Raw genomic sequence first — 18,234 nt, 5'->3', positions numbered from 1 at the left:
CGATCAGAGACGGACGAGGGTGAACGGATAGCTGACGCTACCCGCCGGCGCCCCATCGCAGCCGCCGGCAAACGACGACGTCAGTGTTCCCTGCAACGTGTTCGCATCCCAGGAGTACACATCGTGGGTCGGGATGAGCTGACCGTAGTAAATGTTGCCGCACCGCAGCCCGTCCGGAACGTCGACGGCTAAGGTGTAGCGGCCGTCGGAGATATGGGCGTCACCGGTGTACTCGAATGCCCTGGCTACCGGCATCGGAATTGCGCTGATGTGTACGCAGTTTGCCGGACCGTCGATACATCGAGACACGGCCCACGTCCACGTGTGGAAGTCGTTGCGGTCCGGAATGATCAGTTGGTAATTGGCAAAGAACGGCTCGGCATGGCTCAGCGGCGACGCGACCAGCATCGGCATCACCAGCGCTGAAAGCGCACTGAGCAGTCTCGCCGTCTTCATGGGAATCCTCCATCGAGGTTGAACGCAGCGGGAGAGGTCAGGCGGGGCCTCGGCGGGCAGTGGCACAGGGGAACCCCTATCGCTGTGGTCGACGCGCCTGGACAGCCCGATACGTTCCCGTCCGACCAGCCTCGGCGCCGCGACGCTTCCCGGTAGGTGGGACATCGTGTGTCGGCGGACACCTTCGGCTGTCAACGTGTCCTGTAGCCGCCGCCGAGTCGGGCGGAACGGTGACAGGTCGAACCACCAGCGAAGGGTTTGCGGTACATGGTGAACGGTGCCCAGGACCGCTGGTCGTCCGGATTGCGGGTGCTCGGTACCGGCGGAGCCGGGACCATGCAGGCAGTCGGCGGCCTGCTGGCCATGTCGGCCGATGCGGTGAAGTTCCTGTTCCGGCGTCCCTTCCAAGGCCGAGAACTTCTGGAACAGTCCTGGTTTGTGGCCCGGGTTTCACTGATGCCCACCGTTCTTGTCGCCATCCCGTTCACCGTCCTGGTCAGCTTCACGCTGAACATCCTGTTGCGCGAGCTGGGGGCCGCGGACCTGTCCGGGGCGGGGGCGGCGTTCGGCGCGGTCACCCAGGTCGGACCGATGGTCACCGTGTTGATCGTGGCCGGTGCCGGGGCAACGGCGATGTGCGCTGATCTGGGATCGCGCACCATCCGCGAAGAGATCGATGCCATGGAGGTGCTCGGTATCAACCCGGTTCAGCGCCTGGTGGCGCCCAGGATGCTGGCCGCGGGCATCGTCGCACTGCTGCTCAACAGCCTGGTGGTGATCATCGGGATCCTCGGCGGCTACACCTTCTCGGTCTTCATTCAGGGTGTCAACCCCGGGGCGTTCGCTGCCGGGATCACCCTGCTCACCGGGGTTCCGGAAGTGCTCATCTCGTGTGTGAAGGCGGCACTGTTCGGCCTGATCGCCGGCGTGGTGGCCTGCTATCGGGGGCTGACCATCAGCGGAGGAGGGGCCAAGGCGGTGGGGAACGCCGTCAACGAGACAGTGGTGTATGCCTTCATGGCACTGTTCGTGGTGAACGTGGTGGTGACCGCCATCGGCATCCAGATGACGTCGGACTAGCCGGGTTATCACGATGGCCGCCATACGCGTACTTCACCCGCAGTTGACGCGGGAGCTGAACAGACCGATCGAGGTCATCGGCCGGATAGGTGATCACACCGCATTCTACGGGCGCGCACTGGCCGGTGTGCCACGCGCGGCATCGACCTACCGTCATGAAGTGATCCGCCTCATTGCCGAGATCAGCATGGGGGCGGGTACTTTGGCGATGATCGGCGGGACCGTCGTCATCGTCGGGTTTCTCACGCTGGCCGCGGGCGGAACGTTGGCGGTTCAGGGCTACAGCTCGCTCGGCGACATCGGCATCGAAGCCCTGACCGGATTTCTGGCCGCATTCATCAACGTTCGGATATCGGCGCCGGTGGTTGCCGGAATCGGCCTGGCGGCGACGTTCGGTGCCGGGGTAACGGCGCAGTTGGGTGCCATGCGGATCAACGAGGAGATCGATGCACTGGAGACCATGGGCATCCGCGCCGTCGAATATCTGGTGAGCACCCGCATTGCGGCCGGAATGGTCGCGATCGCACCGCTGTACTCGATCGCCGTGATTCTGTCGTTCACCGCCAGCAAGCTGACCACCGTGGTGATGTTCGGACAGTCGGCAGGCCTGTACAACCACTACTTCGCCACGTTCCTCAATCCGCAGGACCTGTTGTGGTCGTTTCTGCAGGCGATCCTGATGGCGATCGCGGTACTGCTGGTCCACACCTATTTCGGCTACTTCGCCGCGGGGGGACCCTCGGGAGTAGGGGTGGCCGTGGGCGCAGCGGTGCGGACCTCACTGGTCGTCGTGATCTCGGTGACACTGCTGGTGTCGCTGGCGGTCTACGGATCCAACGGCAACTTCAACCTGTCGGGCTAGGGGCGGCACAGCACTGATGGCGACGACTTCGAAGGCACGGCGAATGCTGTTGGGATTGACCACCGTGGCGGTGGCCGTGGCCACCGTCGCGGTAGCCCTGGGATTCTTCCGCGGCAGCTTCACCAAGACCGTTCCCGTCACGGTGCTGTCGCAGCGCGCCGGTCTGGTGATGGACACCGGCGCAAAGGTGAAACTGCACGGGGCCCAAGTCGGCTCGGTGAAGTCAATAGAATCGCTACCCGATGGGCGCGCCGCGTTGCACCTCGCCATGAACCCCTCCTACCTGGACGTCATCCCCGCAAACGTGCGCGTCGGCATCGCCTCGTCCACCGTGTTCGGTGCGAAGTTCGTCGATTTGCTTCCGCCGGAAGAACCCTCGGCTGACTCTCTGCGGACGGGACAGGTGCTGGATGCCGAACATGTCACGGTCGAGATCAACTCGGTGTTCGAGCGCCTGTCCTCGGTGCTGCAGAAGATCGAACCCACCAAACTCAACGAGACCCTGGGTGCGCTGGCCACCGCATTGGACGGCCGTGGCGATCGGATCGGTCAGATGATGAGCGACCTCGATGAGTTCCTGGCGCGAACCGATTCGAGCCTGCCGGCGTTGGAGCGCGAGCTCACAGTCGCACCCGCCGTGGCCGATGCCTATGCCGACGCGGCACCTGACCTGACCTCCGCCGCCGCGGCAACGACCCGGATGAGCCAGACGATTGTCAGCGAACAGCACAACCTGGACACGCTGCTGCTCAGCGCGATCGGCCTGGCCGACACCGGCAATGACGTCGTGGGAACCAACCGCCAGGCCATCACCGACGTCATGCACCTGTTCGGCCCGACCACAGACCTCACCAATCAGTACCACGAGGCACTGACCTGTGGGTTAGGCGGTGCGGTGGAGCTCGCCAAAGCGCCGGGCACACCGGTGCCCGGCGGCCTGCTCCTGCAGACCGTGGTCTTCGGTCAAGAGCGCTACCGGTATCCGCAGAACCTGCCGAAGGTCGCCGCCACGGGCGGGCCACAGTGCACCGACCTCCCCAAGGTCGGATTCCAGAAGAGCCCACCGCTCGTGATCGCCGACGTCAACGCAAACCCCGCGCAATACGGCAACGAGGGGATTCTGCTGAACTCCGACGGACTCAAGCAGCTGCTGTACGGGCCGATCGACGGACCACCACGAAACGGCGCACAGATCGGTCAGCCAGGATGAGCGGCCTCGGCAAGACGGCGGCCAAGTTCGGTGCGTTCGGTCTGACGATGGTGATGTTGACCGCTGTCATGCTCGCGATCTTCAGCCAATACCGGTCCGGCGCCACCAACGCCTACTCAGCGGTCTTCCAGGATGCCTCCAGCCTCAAGGCCGGACATTCTGTGCGCGTCGCCGGCATTCGCGTCGGCACCGTCCGCAAGATCGCTCTGCAACGCGACAATACCGTCCTGGTGTCCTTCGACGCCGACGACAATGTGCGGCTGACCGAGAGCACCAAAGTCGCTGTTCGCTACCTGAATCTGGTTGGCGACCGCTACTTGGAGCTCATCGACGAGCCGGGGTCGACCAGGATCCGGCCACCGGGATCTCGCTTCGGTGTCGAACAGACTGAGCCGGCCCTGAACCTCGACCTGCTGCTCGGCGGTCTCAAGCCCGTCATCCAGGGTCTCAATCCCGACGACGTCAACTCGCTGACCAGCTCGTTGATTCAGATCCTGCAGGGACAGGGCGGTGACCTGGAGTCGTTGTTCACCAGAACGTCGTCGTTCACAAACGCATTGGCCGACAACGGAAACGTCGTGGAGCAGCTCATCGCCAATCTCGACGACACCCTGGCGGTGCTGTCGCAGGACGGGAAGAAGTTCTCCGGCACGGTTGACGGCCTCGAGCGCCTGGTGAGCGGTCTGGCCGCCGAGCGCGATCCGATCGGCCAAGCCATCACGGCGCTCGACAATGGGACGGCCTCGTTGGCCGGCCTGTTGACCCAGGCCCGCTCACCGCTGTCGGGAACGGTGGATCAGCTGACCCGACTTGCCCCGCTGCTGGCGAACGAAACCGACCTGGCCAGGCTTGACCTGCTGATGCAGAAGACTCCCCAGAACTATCGCAAACTGGTCCGTCTGGGCTCGTATGGCAGTTGGCTGAACCTCTACATCTGCGGCGTCTCGGTTCGGGTCACTGATCTGCAGGGCCGTACGGCTCACTTCCCCTGGGTCGTCCAGAACACCGGAAGGTGCGGAGAGCCCTGATGTTGAAGTACCGGGAATCATCGCTTGTTCGTCTGGGATTCGTTGGTCTTGTGCTGATAGTGCTGATCATCATGGTCGGGTTGCAACCCAAGCAGCTCCTGGCGATGGCGACGTCGATCCGATACCAGGCGTTGTTCGCCGAGGCCGGCGGCCTGGCTGCCGGCAACAATGTGAAGGTGTCGGGCGTCAACGTCGGCACGGTGTCCAGGGTTTCCCTCGATCACGGCAAGGCGCGGGTGAGCTTCGCCGTCGACAGTCGGGTGCGACTCGGCGTCGACACCACAGCGCACATCGGAATCGCGACGCTGCTCGGTGAGCGGGTCCTGGTCATCGAACCGCGCGGTCCCGGCAGTATCGGCGCTCTCGGCGTCATCCCGCTGACCCGCACCGCCTCGCCGTATTCGCTGACCGACGCGCTCGGGGAGTTCACCTCGAACACCGCGGCGACCGACACCGCGACCATCAACCAGTCTCTGGACACGTTGTCGGCGACCATCGAGCGACTGGCGCCTCAACTGGCCCCCACCTTCGAAGGGGTGAGTCGGTTGTCCAAGTCGCTGAACAACCGAAACGAGTCGTTGAGCGCCCTGCTTTCCTCGGCCGCCGATGTCACCGGGGTCCTGGCCGAACGCAGTGAGCAGGTGAATCGGCTGATCCTCAATGCCGACGACTTACTGGCGGTGTTACAGGATCGTCGCCACGCGATTGTCGACCTGCTGGCCAATACCTCCGCCGTGGCACAGCAACTTTCCGGGCTCGTCGATGACAACGAGCAGGAACTGGCTCCTACGCTCACGCAGCTCAACAAGGTCGCGGAGATGCTTGAACGCAACCGCGACAATCTGGAGAAGTCCCTCAAGGGCCTGGCCAAATACCAGCTGACGCAAGGTGAGGCCGTCAACAACGGGTTCTACTACAACGGATTTGCGTCCAATCTGCTTCCCGGGCCGGCGATCCAGCCGTTCCTCGACTACGCACTCGGATTCCGTCGCGGAGTCAACGCCGGCCAGCCGCCCGACAACGCCGGTCCGCGGGCGGAATTCCCATTCCCCTACAACGGGATTCCCGGGGGTTCGCGATGAGTGTCAGGACAGTGCTCGACAGCCGGGGAAAGAAATTGGCCGCCCTCGGTATCGCGTTGCTGATGGCCGCTGCCGTCGTGTTCGTCGGCTATCAGAAGCTGATGGGGCCCAAGACGATCGTCGCGTACTTCACATCGGCAACGGCTATCTATCCCGGTGACGAGGTCCGCGTGGTGGGCGTGCGGGTGGGCACGATCAGTTCTATCGAGCCGTTGGGAACTCGCACCCGGATCGTCCTCGCGGTGGACCGTGCGGTGCCCGTTCCCGCAGACGCGAAGGCGATCATCGTGGCGCCCAACCTGGTGTCGGCTCGCTATGTGCAGCTGACGCCGGCCTATGAATCGAGTCCCGCGGCCAGTGGTGCCACCATGCGCGACGGTGCCGAGATCGGCGAGGACCGGACCGCCGTACCGGTCGAGTGGGACGAGATCAAAGAGCAGCTCACCAGGCTCGCCTCCGACCTGGGCCCGTCCAGCGGCGTGTCGAGCACTTCGCTGGGACATTTCATCGATACCACCGCCGACGCCATGGCAGGAAATGGTGACAAACTGCGCCAGACCATAACCCAGCTGGCCGATGTCGGCAGGGTTCTGGGCAAGGGGAGCGGCGACATCGTCGGGGTGATCACCAATCTCCAGACCTTCGTCGCCGCGCTACGTGACAGCAATACGCAGATCGTGGAGTTCCAGGGTCGCCTCGCCGATGTGACGAGCGTGATCGACGGCAGCCGCTCGGATCTGGACTCGGCCATCACCGAGCTGTCGGCCGTCGTCGGCAAGATTCAGCGGTTCATCGCGGGTTCGCGTGATCAGACCGTCGAACAGGTCGAGCGACTGGCGAATGTGACGCAGGTGCTCTCCGACAACAGCATGGTGGTCAAGAACGTGCTGCACGCGGCGCCGAATGCTTTGGTCAACGGCTACAACATCTACAACCCGGACACCGGTGGCCCCCGAGGATCGTTCGCGATGAACAATTTCGCGAATCCTGTCGCGACGATCTGCTCGGCGATCGCAGCCGTCGAAAATGTCACGGCCGAGGCGTCGGGCAAGGCGTGCGCGCAGTATCTGGGACCGGCCCTACGCCTGATGAACTTCAACTATCTGCCGTTACCCTTCAACGCCTACCTGGGTCCCTCTCCGAAGAACGTGATCTATTCCGACCCCGCGCTGGCGCCCGGGGGCGGGGGAACCGATCGCGGGCCGCAGGAGATCTCGCCGGCGGTCTCGGCTTATACCGGTGTCGGCGACGTGCCCCCTCCGCCGGGGTGGACCGATCCGGCACATCCGCCGGGGGCTTACGCACCCGACGGCATGCCCGCGCATCGGCACCCGGCCCTGTATCCGGGTGCGCCCATTCCGCCCGGGGTGGCGCCGCCACCGGTGCCGGCCGCATCGGATGTGACCGAGCTGCTGTTACCGCCAGGAGCCGGCCTGTCAGCCCCGGGGGGTGCGCCGTGACGAGGATGATGTCGATCCGGAGGCTGGCCATCGCCGCCTGCTGCGCGGCCCTGACCACGTCGGGCTGTTCCTTCGACGGGCTCAACTCGCTGCCGCTTCCCGGCACGGTCGGAACCGGCTCCGACGCGGTGAGCTACCACGTGCAGATCGCGAACATCGGCACGTTGGAATCGAATTCACCGGTGATGGTCAGCGACGTGGTTGTCGGCGCTATTCGCCGGATGAACGTGGAGGACTGGCGGGCTGACGTCGAGATCTCGGTCCGGCCTGATGCGGTGATTCCGGGAAACGCGGTCGCAGCGGTGGGGCAGACCAGTTTGTTGGGGTCGATGCACCTCGCCTTGGACCCGCCTGTGGGCGAGGCACCCACGGGGCGGTTGGCTCCCGGTGCGACCATTGCCTTGTCCAAGTCCTCGACATACCCCTCGACCGAGCAGACTCTGTCGTCGCTGTCGGTGGTGGTCAACGGCGGTGGCCTCACTCGCATCGGCGACATCGTCCATAACTTCAACGCGGCCCTCGACGGCCGGCAAGTTCAGATCCGGGATCTGCTGACCCGGATGAACACGGTGGTGACGCTGCTGGACAGTCAGCACGACAACATCATCGCCACGATCTCGTCGCTGAACCGGATGGCGGCGACGTTCGCCGGACAACGCGACGTACTGACCGGCGCACTGAACCGGATTCCTCCTGCCCTCGAGGTGTTGAACAAACAGCGGCCGCGACTGATCACTGCGTTGGACAAGCTGGGCGACTTCAGTGCTACCGCGAACCGACTCATCAACGACTCACAGGACGACATCGTTCGCAACCTGAAGAATCTCGAGCCGACGGTGCGCGCACTCGCCGACATCGGGCCGGACCTGACCACGGCGATTTCTTACCTGCCCACCTACCCTTACACGCAGGAGTTCATCGACCGCGGCATCCGCGGCGACTATATGAACCAGTTCATCGTGTTCGACTTCACCATTCCCCGTATGAAGAGGGGCATATTGCTCGGAACCCGGTGGGGTGACGCGAGCACCTCACTCGTACCGGCGCCCGGGGACCCGTGGTACTCGACCTATACGCGGGACCCGCTGCATGCACCCCTGGGGCCGCCGCCGACCGAGGTGGCAAGCCTGCCGCCGCTGACGGCCGCCGACACCGACGGTGACGCGATTACGGACGGGCCCGTCAGCTCACCCCCACAGGACGGCCACGTGTCGTCCCCACCGGCCCAGGGCGGAAGCTGATGCTGACCCGTTTCGTTCGCAACCAACTGATCATCTTTTCCATCGCCTCGGTGATCGGTGTCAGCTCGATGGTCTTGGTCTACATGCAGGCGCCGGTCCTGCTGGGCATCGGGCGCATCTCGGTGGCGCTGCAACTGCCGACCACCGGAGGCTTGTACAAGTTCTCCAACGTGACCTACCGAGGTGTAGAGGTGGGCAAGGTCACCGACATCCGGCCAACCCGCCTGGGCGCGCACGTCTCGATGTCCTTGAAGTCCTCGCCGAGGATTCCCGTAGATCTGCAGGCCAACGTGCGAAGCGTATCGGCGGTAGGCGAGCAATACGTGGATCTGGTACCGCGCACCGATGCCGGTCCCTACCTCGAAAACGGTTCCACCATAACCGCTGATAACGTGTCGCTGCCGAAGCCGGTTGGCCCGATGCTCGATCAGATGAGCGAGTTGGTAACCAGCATCCCCACCGGCAAGCTGGGGGCCTTACTCGACGAATCGTTCAAGGCGCTCAATGGAACAGGTAACGACCTCGGCTCTCTGTTCGAATCATCGAGCGAGCTGGCCGCCCGGCTCAACGGAGCCGCCGACAGTACGCGCGGCCTGATCGACGACAGTCGGCCGCTGTTGGAGGGTCAGGTAGACAGCGTTGACGCGATCCGAACCTGGGCGCGCAGCCTGGCCGGGATCACCCAGCAGGTGGATGCGCGTGATTCGGAAGTCCGGACCATCCTTCGCGCCGGATCTGGCGCAGCGGACGAGGCGTCCCGCCTGTTGTCCGAGATCAAGCCGACGCTGCCGCTGCTGTTGGCCAATCTCACCACGGTCGGCCAGATCGGCCTGGTCTACCATCGATCCATCGAGCAGCTGCTGGTGTTGTTGCCGCCGTATTTGGCCGCCACCCAGTCCTACGGGTCTTCTCTGAACAATCCGACGGGGATGGCGCTTTCGGAGTTCAGCCTTACTCTCGGCGACCCGCCGGCATGCACGGTGGGGTTCTTGCCGCCGTCGTCATGGCGTTCCCCGGCGGACCTGAGCGACGTGGATACGCCGGACGGGTTGTACTGCAAACTGCCGCAGGATTCTGCCATCGGGGTTCGCGGTGCGAGAAATTTTCCGTGCATGAATCAGCCCGGGAAGCGCGCGCCGACGGTCGAGATCTGTGAGAGCGACCAGCCTTTCGAGCCGCTGGCCATGCGCCAGCATGTTACCGGCCCCTACCCGATCGACCCTGCGCTGATCGCTCAGGGTGTTCCGCCGGATGATCGGATCACCTTCGGAGAACAAATCTTCGGCCCTGCCGAGAACCCGGCCATGCCGGCTCCGGGGGCCGCCGAGGGTGATCCGGCACCCCCGGAGGTAACGGGTTCGGCTCCTGAGGGATCCGCTTCTGTTGCGCCGAGTGGCTATGCCGCGGGCACCGCCGGCCCGTCGGTGGCATTTGCCACCTACAACCCCCGGACTGGGCAGTACGCGGCACCCGACGGCAAGGTGTACAGCCAATCGGACCTGGTGCGTCCGGCGCCGCGGAGTTGGGAAGACATGCTCCCGAAATGAGCGCCCGTCCGCAACGGGCAGAGGATCAGCAGATCCGCCGATTCATCCGATCTTGGTGAGTTTGAACGGCATGTTGATGTACACCGGTTTGTTCGACCCGCACGCGCCGCTGGGGCCGGTGGTGATGTCTTCGCCGACCAGCGTGGTCGACGTCGGGTCCGCGTTGGCGCCTTCGGGCGTCATCGCCTTGAATCGGAAGGTCTGCAGTCCAGGAGCGGTGCTGCCATCCGGACACGGGACCCAGTTGTCGATGGGCCGCTTGACGTACCACACCGAACTTCTCTGGTAGATGGGCGCTGTCCAGGTCTCGTCGCTACGCACCGTCCCGGTGCACTCGCCCGGGTAGCTGCATTCGGTGCTGATGGTCCAGGTGCTGCGCCGGCTGGGCTGATCGTAGAAAACCTCGTTCTTGCGCGCCCATTCGCCGTTGGAGGTGGCGGTGTAGGTGCCGTTGAGGCCCCAGTCGGGGTGATCGGCCTGCGCGACGGGAATGGAAGCTGTGCTGGTGAGCGCCACCGCAGCGACGGTGACCGCGATGGCGGGCCCACGGGGCATAGCATGCTCCTCGGATCGGTCTGGGACAGCTAGTCTTCGGCGTCCGCAGTAAACCTCGCTCCGGGGCAGCTGCAGGCCAATATGTCCGCTGAGTGGACTGTCAACATCTCGGAGCGGCATCGGCCTGACAAAGTTGCCAGGTATGCGGCGAAGAGCGCTATTGGCTGCGGCGGCCTTGGTGGTGGCGTTGACGACGACGGCCCCTGCCGGGGCAGATCCCGTCTCGTGTGATGACCCGTCGTGCGTACCGGGCCTGGCCACGGGAGTCGTCCTGGGGCAGGCGTGTCACGATACCGCTTACTACGTTTTCGGGACTGCTGTCGCAGGACCCTCCCTTCAGCCGGACAGGCTGGTGTTCTGCGGATCGCCGCGACGTTACGAGCCGCGATACTTCCGCTCCCCGTCGATGGCGGGCATCAAAGAACTGGGTTCAAGCTGTGCCGGATACGAGAACTGGGTGGCTCAGGCTCCCGATGGACTGTTTCTCAGCTGTCAGTCGAAGAACGGCGCCCCCCGCTGGAGTCGCGGTGATGGCTAGGAAGCCCGTGGCGGCGGCGCTGGCCGTATTGGTCTTTCTGTGTGCGCCCGCACACGCGGACCCTCCCGGTCCGCACGAGGTCGTCTACACCGTGACCACGCAGTCCCCGGTGGCCGCGGACATCTACTACCGGGACACGGATCCGCCGACGTGGGCGGACTACAGCCACAATCCCTATGAGTTCAGCCCCAAAGTGCGGGCCGACATCGGCCCCGGCAGACCGTGGGTGCTGCGTGCCACATTGGTCGATCCGCAGCGGTGGGCGATGGTGACGGCCACGAGCGGCCGTTCGCCGACGGAGCCGGGGTTTCGGTGTGAGTTGACGGTGGACGGAGCCGTGGTCGCCACCGCCGACGGCCCGAAGGGCGCACTGTGCGCGTTGCGCCACTGGTGATCGATCCCCGGCCGGCGGTCCCGATGCGGGTGGAACCCGCCCGCTGGGTGGGAGAGCGTCGCCACGGCGGCGGTGGGCGGGCTTAGTGTTCCGACGTCGGCCGTGATCGGCCCGACCCGGCGATGAAGGGAAACCGGTGGGCGCTATGTCGAAAACCGAGACCATGCCGGACGCGGTGATGCCCCCCGCGCAGCCCTCGGCGGTCGATCCTGCCGAGTCGACTGCCGAAGATGCCGGCGTACTGGTGAAACGCGCCGAGGCCGAGGCCGCTGCGGCAGAAGCCTTGGCAGCCCAAGCGCGGGCCCGCGTCATCCGCTTGCAGCAGCAAGCGCAGAATCTCGCCTCGGTCTCCGAGGTCGTGCCAGTTTCCGAACAACGTGACGAGCCCGCGCCCGTTGGCGGTGATCCGTCATGGCTTACGTGGACTCGGGCTCGCCTTTCCGGACTCCGGTGGCGACAGCTGGCCACGGCCGTCATCGTGCTGTGCGCGTGTGTCCTGCTCGTGGCGAGCGCGTTGATGCTCAGATCTCAGCAGACGGCGCAGGCACAGGAGCGTAACCGTGCTGAGTTCGTCGCCGCGGCGCGCCAAGCCGTGGTGACCTTGATGTCGATCGATTTCAACGATCCCCAGGGCAGTGTGCAGCGAATCGTCGACAATTCGACTGGTCCGTTCCGGGATGAATTCCTGGGCGCTGCGGACGACTTCAGCAGAGTCGCCACGGATGCCAAGGTGACCACCAAAGCTACGGCGACGGCAGCCGCGGTCGAATCGATGACCTCGGACACCGCTGTGGTCCTGGTGTCGGCCTCGTCCACGGTGACCAATGCTGCCGGCGCCGACGAATCTCCCCGCAGGTGGCGTCTGACCGTCGATCTGCGGCGGGAAGGAGACCAGATCAAGATGTCAAAAGTGGAGTTCGTACCGTGACGGTTGAGCAAGGCTCCGTCGCTCCATTCGTCGAGGAAGCCGATGGTGCGGCGCATGCCGACGAGCCGCGGGGTGTGGACGATCACGTCCCCGCCGTCGTGCCGGCCCCCGGAGTGGTCGGCCGAGCCAAGGTAGTGCTCGGCGCACGCCGCAAGGCGCTTTTCCTCGGTCTCATCCTGGCGGTGACAGCGCTGTTGGCGACGGTGCTCTATGTGACCGCCTACCGTCCAGTTCAGCAGTCCGGTGATGCGGCCGGCGACGCGGCCGTCCGCGCCGCGTCATCGGCGACGGTGGCATTGCTGTCGTATGCGCCCGAGACTCTCGATCAGGACATCGAACGGTCCCGGACTCTGATGTCCGGCGATTTTCTGACCTATTACAGCAAGTTCACCACTGATGTCGTCGCACCGGCAGTGCGCACCAAGGGAATCAAGGCGACCGCCCAGGTGGTGAATGCGGGCCTGATGGAGATCCAGCCGAACGAGGCGAAGGTGCTGGTGTTTCTCAACCAGGAAACGGTCAGCCGCGAACGGCCAGAGCCTGCGCTCACCGCCAGCAGCGTGGTGGTGAGCCTGGCCAAAGTCGATGCCCAATGGCTGATTTCGGCGCTCGACCCGGTGTGATTCGGTAATCAGGTTCTGGCGACCGGCCTGATGAAGATCCCCGTGGCATGGACGGTGACGCGGCCCTGGGAATCGAGAAGATGCCCCTCGGCGAACGTTTTCCCGCCGTCTTCGCGCTCCACCCAGGATTCCGCCCGCAATCTGCCCAGCGGAGTCGGCGCCACGTAGCGAAGCGTCAGGGTCCCCGTGAAGGCGGGACGGTCGCGCCGGTGTGCGGTGGCGCCCAGCACGTGGTCGAGGATCAACGCGCACACGCCGCCGTGGACGAGTCCCGGAGGGCCCTCGTAGGCGGCGCCCAGCACAAGGTCGGCCACAGCGCGCTGCCCCGCTTCGTCACGGTCAACGCGCAGCGGCGGTGCTATGGCGTTGCGCATGCCGATCGCCACGTTGCCCCAGAGCAGTGGCCGCCCATCCGTGGCGGTGCGGACCCCGAAGGGTGCGGGGTCCAGTCGCGATCCCAGTATCTCGCCGGCCTGTTGGATCAGGGCGTGCGCCCTGCGCACCTCGGACTCGTCCGCGCGGCTGCGAATCGTGACGTCGATGAGTTCACGCAGGGATTGGGTCAACGGTTCGAAGACGGCCTGTGCGCGCTGCACGTCCTCCGGCGTGATCGGCTCGCTCAGCACCGGTCCTCCCGTGCTGCCATGTCCAGCGCGGCAAGATGACTGAACAGCATTGAGGCGCCGATCGGGTTGCCGCCGCCGGGATAGGTGGTTCCGCTGACAGCAGCCATGGTGTTCCCGGCGGCGTAAAGCCCCGGAATGACGGAATCATCGGCGGTCAAGACCCGAGCGCGTGCGTCGGTTCGCAAACCGCCCTTGGTACCCAGATCCGAGACGCCGAACGCGGCGGCGTGATACGGAGGGGTGTCGATGGGGACCAGCGGCGAGGCGCCCTCGGTGAACACTCGGTCATAGGCTTCGTCTCCTCGACCGAAGTCCTCATCGGCACCGGCTGCTGCCTGTTTGTTGAATCGCTCGATGGTTGCCGTCAGCTGGGCGCTCGGAACGCCGATGGCCTCGGAGAGGTCGTGCAGAGTGTCCGCCGTATGCCACAGGCCGGCTCGGTGGTAGTCGGCCGCGTCGACCATCGACACATTGGTCGCGCCGACCGGGGGAATACCGTCGGTCCGGTTGTCATAGATCATCCAAAACGGCAATGACGCTTTGCCGGAGGCGATCTGCGCCAGCACGTCGCGCCCGAGCCGGTCGTAGGGGGCCGATTCGTTGACGAATCGGCTGCCATCGTGGTTGACGAAGATGCCACCGGTGAACCACAGCGCGAAGGCTGCCTTTCCGTCGGGGTGAATCATCCCCGGTGACCACCAGGCCTGATCCATCAGATCGATATCGGCCCCGACCGCGATGGCCGCCAGGTGGGCGGTTCCGACATTGCCCGGTGCGCCCATGGTGTCCCGTGCGCTGCCGGGCACGCGGTACCGCGCGCGCATGGCCGCGTTCTGTTCGAAGCCACCTGACGCAAGCAGCACTCCGCGCGTGGCCCCAACCCGCACCGGCTTGCGGTCGTGCTCGATCACCGCGCCCACCACTGTGCCGTCCTCAACGATCAGCTCGGTGAGGGGGGCGTTTCGCCAGCACCGAGCGTTCGGAAGCTTGTCGAGTGCGGCCAGGAATCGTCCGACCAGTGCGCGGCCGCCGGTCAGCAGGTCCGGGGCCGGGCTGCCGAGGCGTTCGGCATCCAGCGGCCCGCGCACCGACCCGCGGTAGCTGCCGAGCTCTTGATCGGGCACTGGCACCGGGACGGTATGACGGTAGCCGTCGGCGCGGGCGCCGGGAACAGACCCGTAGTAGTCCGGCCAGGGGAAGGCCACAAATTCGAACCCCGGGTCTTGTTCCAGGTATTTGATCAATCCCGCACCACCGCGAACGTAGGTGTCCTGGAGGTCGCGCGGAGTGCGGTCGCCGACGACCGCGTGGAAGTAGCGCAGGGCGTCAGCGATCGTGTCGTCGGCGCCGGCACGTTTCAGCGCGGGATTGCACGGGTACCAGACCCCGCCGCCGCCGGAGTACGCGGTGGTGCCGCCGAACCGGTCGGTAGCCTCCACCAGCAGTACCGAAAGGCCTTCGCGTGCTGCGGTGTAGGCGCCCGCCAAGCCGCCCCCGGAACCCGCGACGACCACATCGAAGACCGAATCGAAGTCAGCCATGGCGGCCGCCGCCGAAGTCGCTGTAACCGCCGAAGCCGCCCCGGTAGAACAACAGGGGACCGCTTTCCTGGTGGGCCCGTAGACCGGTCACCCGTGCGATCACGATCGTATGGTCGCCGGCGTCATGTTCGGATTCGACGTCTGCCTCGATCGACGCGAGCGTGCCGTCCAATGTGGGCGCCCCGTTGACACCCGGGTACCAGCTGATCCCACTGAACTTGTCGCGGCCACGACCGGCGAACTGTGTGCCCACGCCCACCTGATGTTCGGAGAGGATATTGACGCAGAGCCGGCCGACGTCGCGGATCATCGGCCAGCTGCTGGAGGCCTTGGCCGGACAGAACGAGACATATGGCGGGTCCAGTGATACCGACGTCACCGATTGGCAGGTGAAACCGAGCGGACTGCATCCATCATGTGCGGTGATGACGGCGACACCGGTACAGAAGTGCCCCAGTACGTGACGCATCGCCGGAGCCTGCGGCACAAGCAGGTCGCCGGGTGGCGTTCGGGTGGTGGTGGCGGGCATGCGTCTCCTCGCGCGGGTGAATTCGTCTGCTTGTCACTGTCGGTCCTGGGGGTCCACCGGTGCAACGTGGTATCCCGGTCAGCGGTAGCCGCGACGCTTCGGTGAGGGCTGGCGTTGTTAGCCTTGTTCGGTGACCGAAGCAGCCGACAATGCTCGCGACGCGTGGAGCGTGTCGCCCACAGGTTGCGCGCTGTTGGGGATGCTGTCGGGCGGAGACGAGCTCTCCGGGTACGACATCAAGAAGTGGTTCAACTGGACCATCCGGTTCTTCTACTCCAGTCCGGCATACAGTCAGATCTATTCGGAGTTGAAGCGGCTTGAGCAGCAGGGGTTGGTCACATCCCGCGTCGATGCAGGTATTCGCAGTCGGCGGATGTATCAGATCACCGATTCCGGACTGGCCGCGGTGACAAAGTGGGCCAACGAGGAACCCGTTGAACCTCCCACCCTCAAACACAACCCGTTGCTGCGGGTCATTTTCGGTCACCTGATGAATCCTGGCCGGCTCCGGGAGATTCTCACCGCGCATGTCGCCCACGTCGAGCAGATGCATCGTGCGGCGGCAACCGAGGCGCGTTGGACCGGTGAGGAGCCGGCGTGGTCCTACGCCCGGCTGGCACTGCGCTGGTCGGAGGACTACTACGCGGCCGAACGGGACTTGGCACTGCAGATGATCAAGGACTTGGACGAGGTCGACGAGATCTTCGCCAAGGGCGGTGAAGAGGGCACGAAGTTCCCGGTGCGCGACTACTGGTATGAAGTCGAGCGGCGTATCGCCGCCGAAGACGACCAGACCTAGCGGCCGGGTCGCCCGCTCACTCGAGCTTGCCGGCCGCGTGCTGCGCCGCGATGTATCCGAATACCAGGCCCTGACCGATCGTCGCACCCGCCCCGGGATAGCTTGCGCCGAACGCGTTGGCCGCGGTGTTGCCGATCGCGTAGAGCCCATCGATGGCCGATCCGTCCTCGCGCAGCACCCGCCCGCGGACGTCGGTGCGAAGTCCGCCGCAGGTTCCCAGGTCGCTGAGAACCACCTTCACGGCGTAGAACGGTCCGCTGCCGAGGGGACGCAGATTGGGATTCGGGGCGATCGTCGGGTCGCCGTAGTAGCGGTCGTATGCACTCGCGCCCCGACCGAAATCGGTGTCGTCACCTGCGGCGGCCAACCGGTTGAAGCGATCGAGCGTGGCGCCGAAGGCCGACGGATCGACACCGATCGCACGCGCCAGTGCCGGCATATCGTCGGCCCGGTGCGCGATACCGGCGTCATACCACGTGGCGGGGATCGGCATCCGCGGGAACAGTTCTGCGGCCATGAGATAGCTGTTGCGGTACTTCTGATCGAAGATCATCCACATCGTCTCGACCGGGTTGGCCGCGCGTTCGCGTTCGAGCAGCTTCTGTCCGAACGACATGTAGTCGACGGCTTCGTTGACGAATCGCTGCCCGTTCTGGTCGACCAGCAGGCAACCGGGAAGGGAACGTTCGGCAAGCATCACCGTCGGCTCGCCGCCGGGCAGCGGCGCGAAGGCCGGAAACCACCATGCCTGGTCCATCAGCGCAGTGCCGGCGCCGCAGGAATCCTGGGCCAGGCGAATCCCGTCACCGACGTTCCCTTCGGCGCCGAGGCTGGCATGCTCGCCGAGCCGTTCGGATTGAAATTTGTGGCGCCAGTCCATCCGGTGGTCAAAACCGCCCGCAGCCAGCACAACACCACGACGGGCGGTGACGGCCACCGCGGTGCCACTGCGGTTCACAACGGCACCGACAACGCGGCTGCCGTCGACAAGCAGATCGGAGACGGGGGAGTCGGTCCATACCGGGATACCGGCGCGCACGACGCCGGCGAACATGCCTGCCGCCAACGCCTGTCCGCCCGCGGCGTATCGCCTGCGCAAAGCGAGCCCCCCGATGCCCTGGAAGGCGCGAAGGAGGATTCGAGGCCACGACTTTCGTGGAACCCGGACCATCAGGTTGAGCCAACGATAGTCAGCGCCGGTCACCGGCATGGGAAACGACGACTTCATCACGCCGGGACGCAACCGGGCCAATTCCGGGCCGAGCACAGCGGTGTTGAACGGGCGGCATTCGCAGGTGCGGCCGATCGCGCTGCCCCCGGACTTTTCCGGATGATAGTCCGAATAGCCCTTTGCCCATTGAAATTTCATCGGGGTGGTGCGTTGCAGCATCTGAACTGTCGGCCCACCGTAGTAGAGGAAGGCGTGTGCCCGGTCGTGAGCTGACGCCTCGCCGACGACCGAGTCGAGGTAGGTGCGTCCAGCCGCCAGGGTGTCGTCAGATCCCGACTGGGTGAGAATCGGGTTGGCCGGCATCCAGAACGCGCCGCCCGAACGCGCCGTCGACCCCCCGACGTAGGAGGTCTTCTCCACGATCAGTGTCGACAAGCCCGCCTCGTGTGCGGCCAGTGCCGCCGCCATTCCGGTACCAGAACCGACGATGAGTAGATCGACAGTGATGTTGTGTGGTTCGGTCACCGACTGATTGTCGGACGGGCAGCCACGAGATATCGCCAC

Annotated in this window: 19 protein-coding genes; 13 read left to right on the top strand and 6 right to left on the bottom strand. The window is 65.2% G+C overall.

All coding sequences use genetic code 11. The features are described from left to right. Window positions 1–3 precede the first annotated feature (3 nt). A complete protein-coding gene (locus G6N14_RS12040; protein WP_407663167.1) occupies window positions 4–414 on the bottom strand; it encodes a hypothetical protein in 411 nt (136 codons plus the stop codon). A gap of 309 nt (window positions 415–723) precedes the next feature. On the opposite strand from G6N14_RS12040, the gene G6N14_RS12035 reads away from it, so the two are divergent. The 8 genes from G6N14_RS12035 to G6N14_RS12000 are packed head-to-tail and all read left to right on the top strand — an operon-like array spanning window position 724 to window position 9,966. Continuing rightward, window positions 724–1,536, top strand: a complete 813-nt coding sequence (locus tag G6N14_RS12035; RefSeq protein ID WP_085134258.1) for an MlaE family ABC transporter permease — start codon at window positions 724–726, stop codon at window positions 1,534–1,536. A 13-nt stretch (window positions 1,537–1,549) separates the two neighbouring features. Next, window positions 1,550–2,398, top strand: a complete 849-nt coding sequence (locus G6N14_RS12030) for an MlaE family ABC transporter permease (RefSeq protein WP_085134257.1) — start codon at window positions 1,550–1,552, stop codon at window positions 2,396–2,398. A 16-nt stretch (window positions 2,399–2,414) separates the two neighbouring features. Further along, window positions 2,415–3,608 (top strand): MCE family protein, encoded by a 1,194-nt coding sequence (locus G6N14_RS12025; protein WP_085134256.1) that lies wholly within the window; start codon window positions 2,415–2,417, stop codon window positions 3,606–3,608. Beyond that, the gene (locus G6N14_RS12020) at window positions 3,605–4,636 is read left to right on the top strand and encodes an MCE family protein (protein ID WP_085134255.1); all 1,032 of its coding nucleotides are present in this window, start codon (window positions 3,605–3,607) and stop codon (window positions 4,634–4,636) included. The genes G6N14_RS12025 and G6N14_RS12020 overlap by 4 nt, the downstream gene beginning before the upstream one ends. Next, window positions 4,636–5,718 (top strand): MCE family protein, encoded by a 1,083-nt coding sequence (locus G6N14_RS12015; RefSeq protein ID WP_085134254.1) that lies wholly within the window; start codon window positions 4,636–4,638, stop codon window positions 5,716–5,718. The genes G6N14_RS12020 and G6N14_RS12015 overlap by 1 nt, the downstream gene beginning before the upstream one ends. Further along, window positions 5,715–7,178 carry an MCE family protein gene (locus G6N14_RS12010; protein WP_085134253.1) on the top strand — a complete coding sequence of 488 codons (1,464 nt, stop codon included), beginning with the start codon at window positions 5,715–5,717 and terminating at the stop codon, window positions 7,176–7,178. The genes G6N14_RS12015 and G6N14_RS12010 overlap by 4 nt, the downstream gene beginning before the upstream one ends. 5 nt (window positions 7,179–7,183) lie before the next feature. Beyond that, entirely contained in the window at window positions 7,184–8,419 is a 1,236-nt protein-coding gene (locus tag G6N14_RS12005; RefSeq protein WP_109559693.1) for an MCE family protein, read from the top strand. Continuing rightward, window positions 8,419–9,966, top strand: a complete 1,548-nt coding sequence (locus G6N14_RS12000; RefSeq protein ID WP_085134252.1) for an MCE family protein — start codon at window positions 8,419–8,421, stop codon at window positions 9,964–9,966. Before G6N14_RS12005 ends, G6N14_RS12000 begins: the two co-directional genes overlap by 1 nt. 42 nt (window positions 9,967–10,008) lie before the next feature. Here the strand turns inward: G6N14_RS12000 and G6N14_RS11995 are convergent, their stop codons facing one another. After that, entirely contained in the window at window positions 10,009–10,521 is a 513-nt protein-coding gene (locus tag G6N14_RS11995) for an Rv2253/PknI dimerization domain-containing protein (RefSeq protein ID WP_085134251.1), read from the bottom strand. A gap of 142 nt (window positions 10,522–10,663) precedes the next feature. On the opposite strand from G6N14_RS11995, the gene G6N14_RS20885 reads away from it, so the two are divergent. The 4 genes from G6N14_RS20885 to G6N14_RS11980 all read left to right on the top strand — a co-directional run bounded on the left by G6N14_RS20885 (window position 10,664) and on the right by G6N14_RS11980 (window position 13,004). Further along, entirely contained in the window at window positions 10,664–11,059 is a 396-nt protein-coding gene (locus tag G6N14_RS20885) for a hypothetical protein (RefSeq protein ID WP_085134250.1), read from the top strand. Next, on the top strand, window positions 11,052–11,453 hold the full coding sequence (locus G6N14_RS11990) for an Rv2576c family protein (protein ID WP_085134249.1): 402 nt from the start codon (window positions 11,052–11,054) through the stop codon (window positions 11,451–11,453). The genes G6N14_RS20885 and G6N14_RS11990 overlap by 8 nt, the downstream gene beginning before the upstream one ends. Before the next feature lie 163 nt (window positions 11,454–11,616). Then, window positions 11,617–12,381 (top strand): Rv1363c family protein, encoded by a 765-nt coding sequence (locus G6N14_RS11985; protein ID WP_234808796.1) that lies wholly within the window; start codon window positions 11,617–11,619, stop codon window positions 12,379–12,381. Next, the gene (locus G6N14_RS11980; protein ID WP_308214865.1) at window positions 12,378–13,004 is read left to right on the top strand and encodes a hypothetical protein; all 627 of its coding nucleotides are present in this window, start codon (window positions 12,378–12,380) and stop codon (window positions 13,002–13,004) included. Before G6N14_RS11985 ends, G6N14_RS11980 begins: the two co-directional genes overlap by 4 nt. An 8-nt stretch (window positions 13,005–13,012) precedes the next feature. Here G6N14_RS11980 and G6N14_RS11975 read toward each other — a convergent pair whose 3' ends face one another. Genes G6N14_RS11975 through G6N14_RS11965 form a run of 3 tightly spaced genes read right to left on the bottom strand, consistent with a single transcriptional unit; the run spans window position 13,013 to window position 15,700 of the window. Beyond that, complete coding sequence (locus G6N14_RS11975) at window positions 13,013–13,627, bottom strand: PaaI family thioesterase (RefSeq protein WP_085134364.1); 615 nt, start codon at window positions 13,625–13,627, stop codon at window positions 13,013–13,015. Then, the gene (locus tag G6N14_RS11970; RefSeq protein ID WP_085134248.1) at window positions 13,624–15,171 is read right to left on the bottom strand and encodes an FAD-binding protein; all 1,548 of its coding nucleotides are present in this window, start codon (window positions 15,169–15,171) and stop codon (window positions 13,624–13,626) included. Before G6N14_RS11970 ends, G6N14_RS11975 begins: the two co-directional genes overlap by 4 nt. Beyond that, window positions 15,164–15,700 (bottom strand): flavin reductase family protein, encoded by a 537-nt coding sequence (locus G6N14_RS11965; RefSeq protein WP_085134247.1) that lies wholly within the window; start codon window positions 15,698–15,700, stop codon window positions 15,164–15,166. Before G6N14_RS11965 ends, G6N14_RS11970 begins: the two co-directional genes overlap by 8 nt. A 130-nt stretch (window positions 15,701–15,830) precedes the next feature. Between G6N14_RS11965 and G6N14_RS11960 the strand changes: the two genes are divergently transcribed. Continuing rightward, window positions 15,831–16,499, top strand: coding sequence for a PadR family transcriptional regulator (locus G6N14_RS11960; RefSeq protein WP_085134246.1), 669 nt, complete (start codon window positions 15,831–15,833; stop codon window positions 16,497–16,499). A gap of 16 nt (window positions 16,500–16,515) precedes the next feature. On the opposite strand, the gene G6N14_RS11955 is transcribed toward G6N14_RS11960, so the two are convergent. Beyond that, entirely contained in the window at window positions 16,516–18,195 is a 1,680-nt protein-coding gene (locus G6N14_RS11955) for a 3-ketosteroid-delta-1-dehydrogenase (RefSeq protein ID WP_085134245.1), read from the bottom strand. Between the last annotated feature and the right edge of the window lie 39 nt (window positions 18,196–18,234).

The sequence above is a fragment of the Mycolicibacter hiberniae genome, assembly GCF_010729485.1.
GTDB lineage: Bacteria > Actinomycetota > Actinomycetes > Mycobacteriales > Mycobacteriaceae > Mycobacterium > Mycobacterium hiberniae.
Note: the sequence above shows the minus strand (reverse complement) of the source record. Positions and strands in the feature narration are given on the sequence as shown.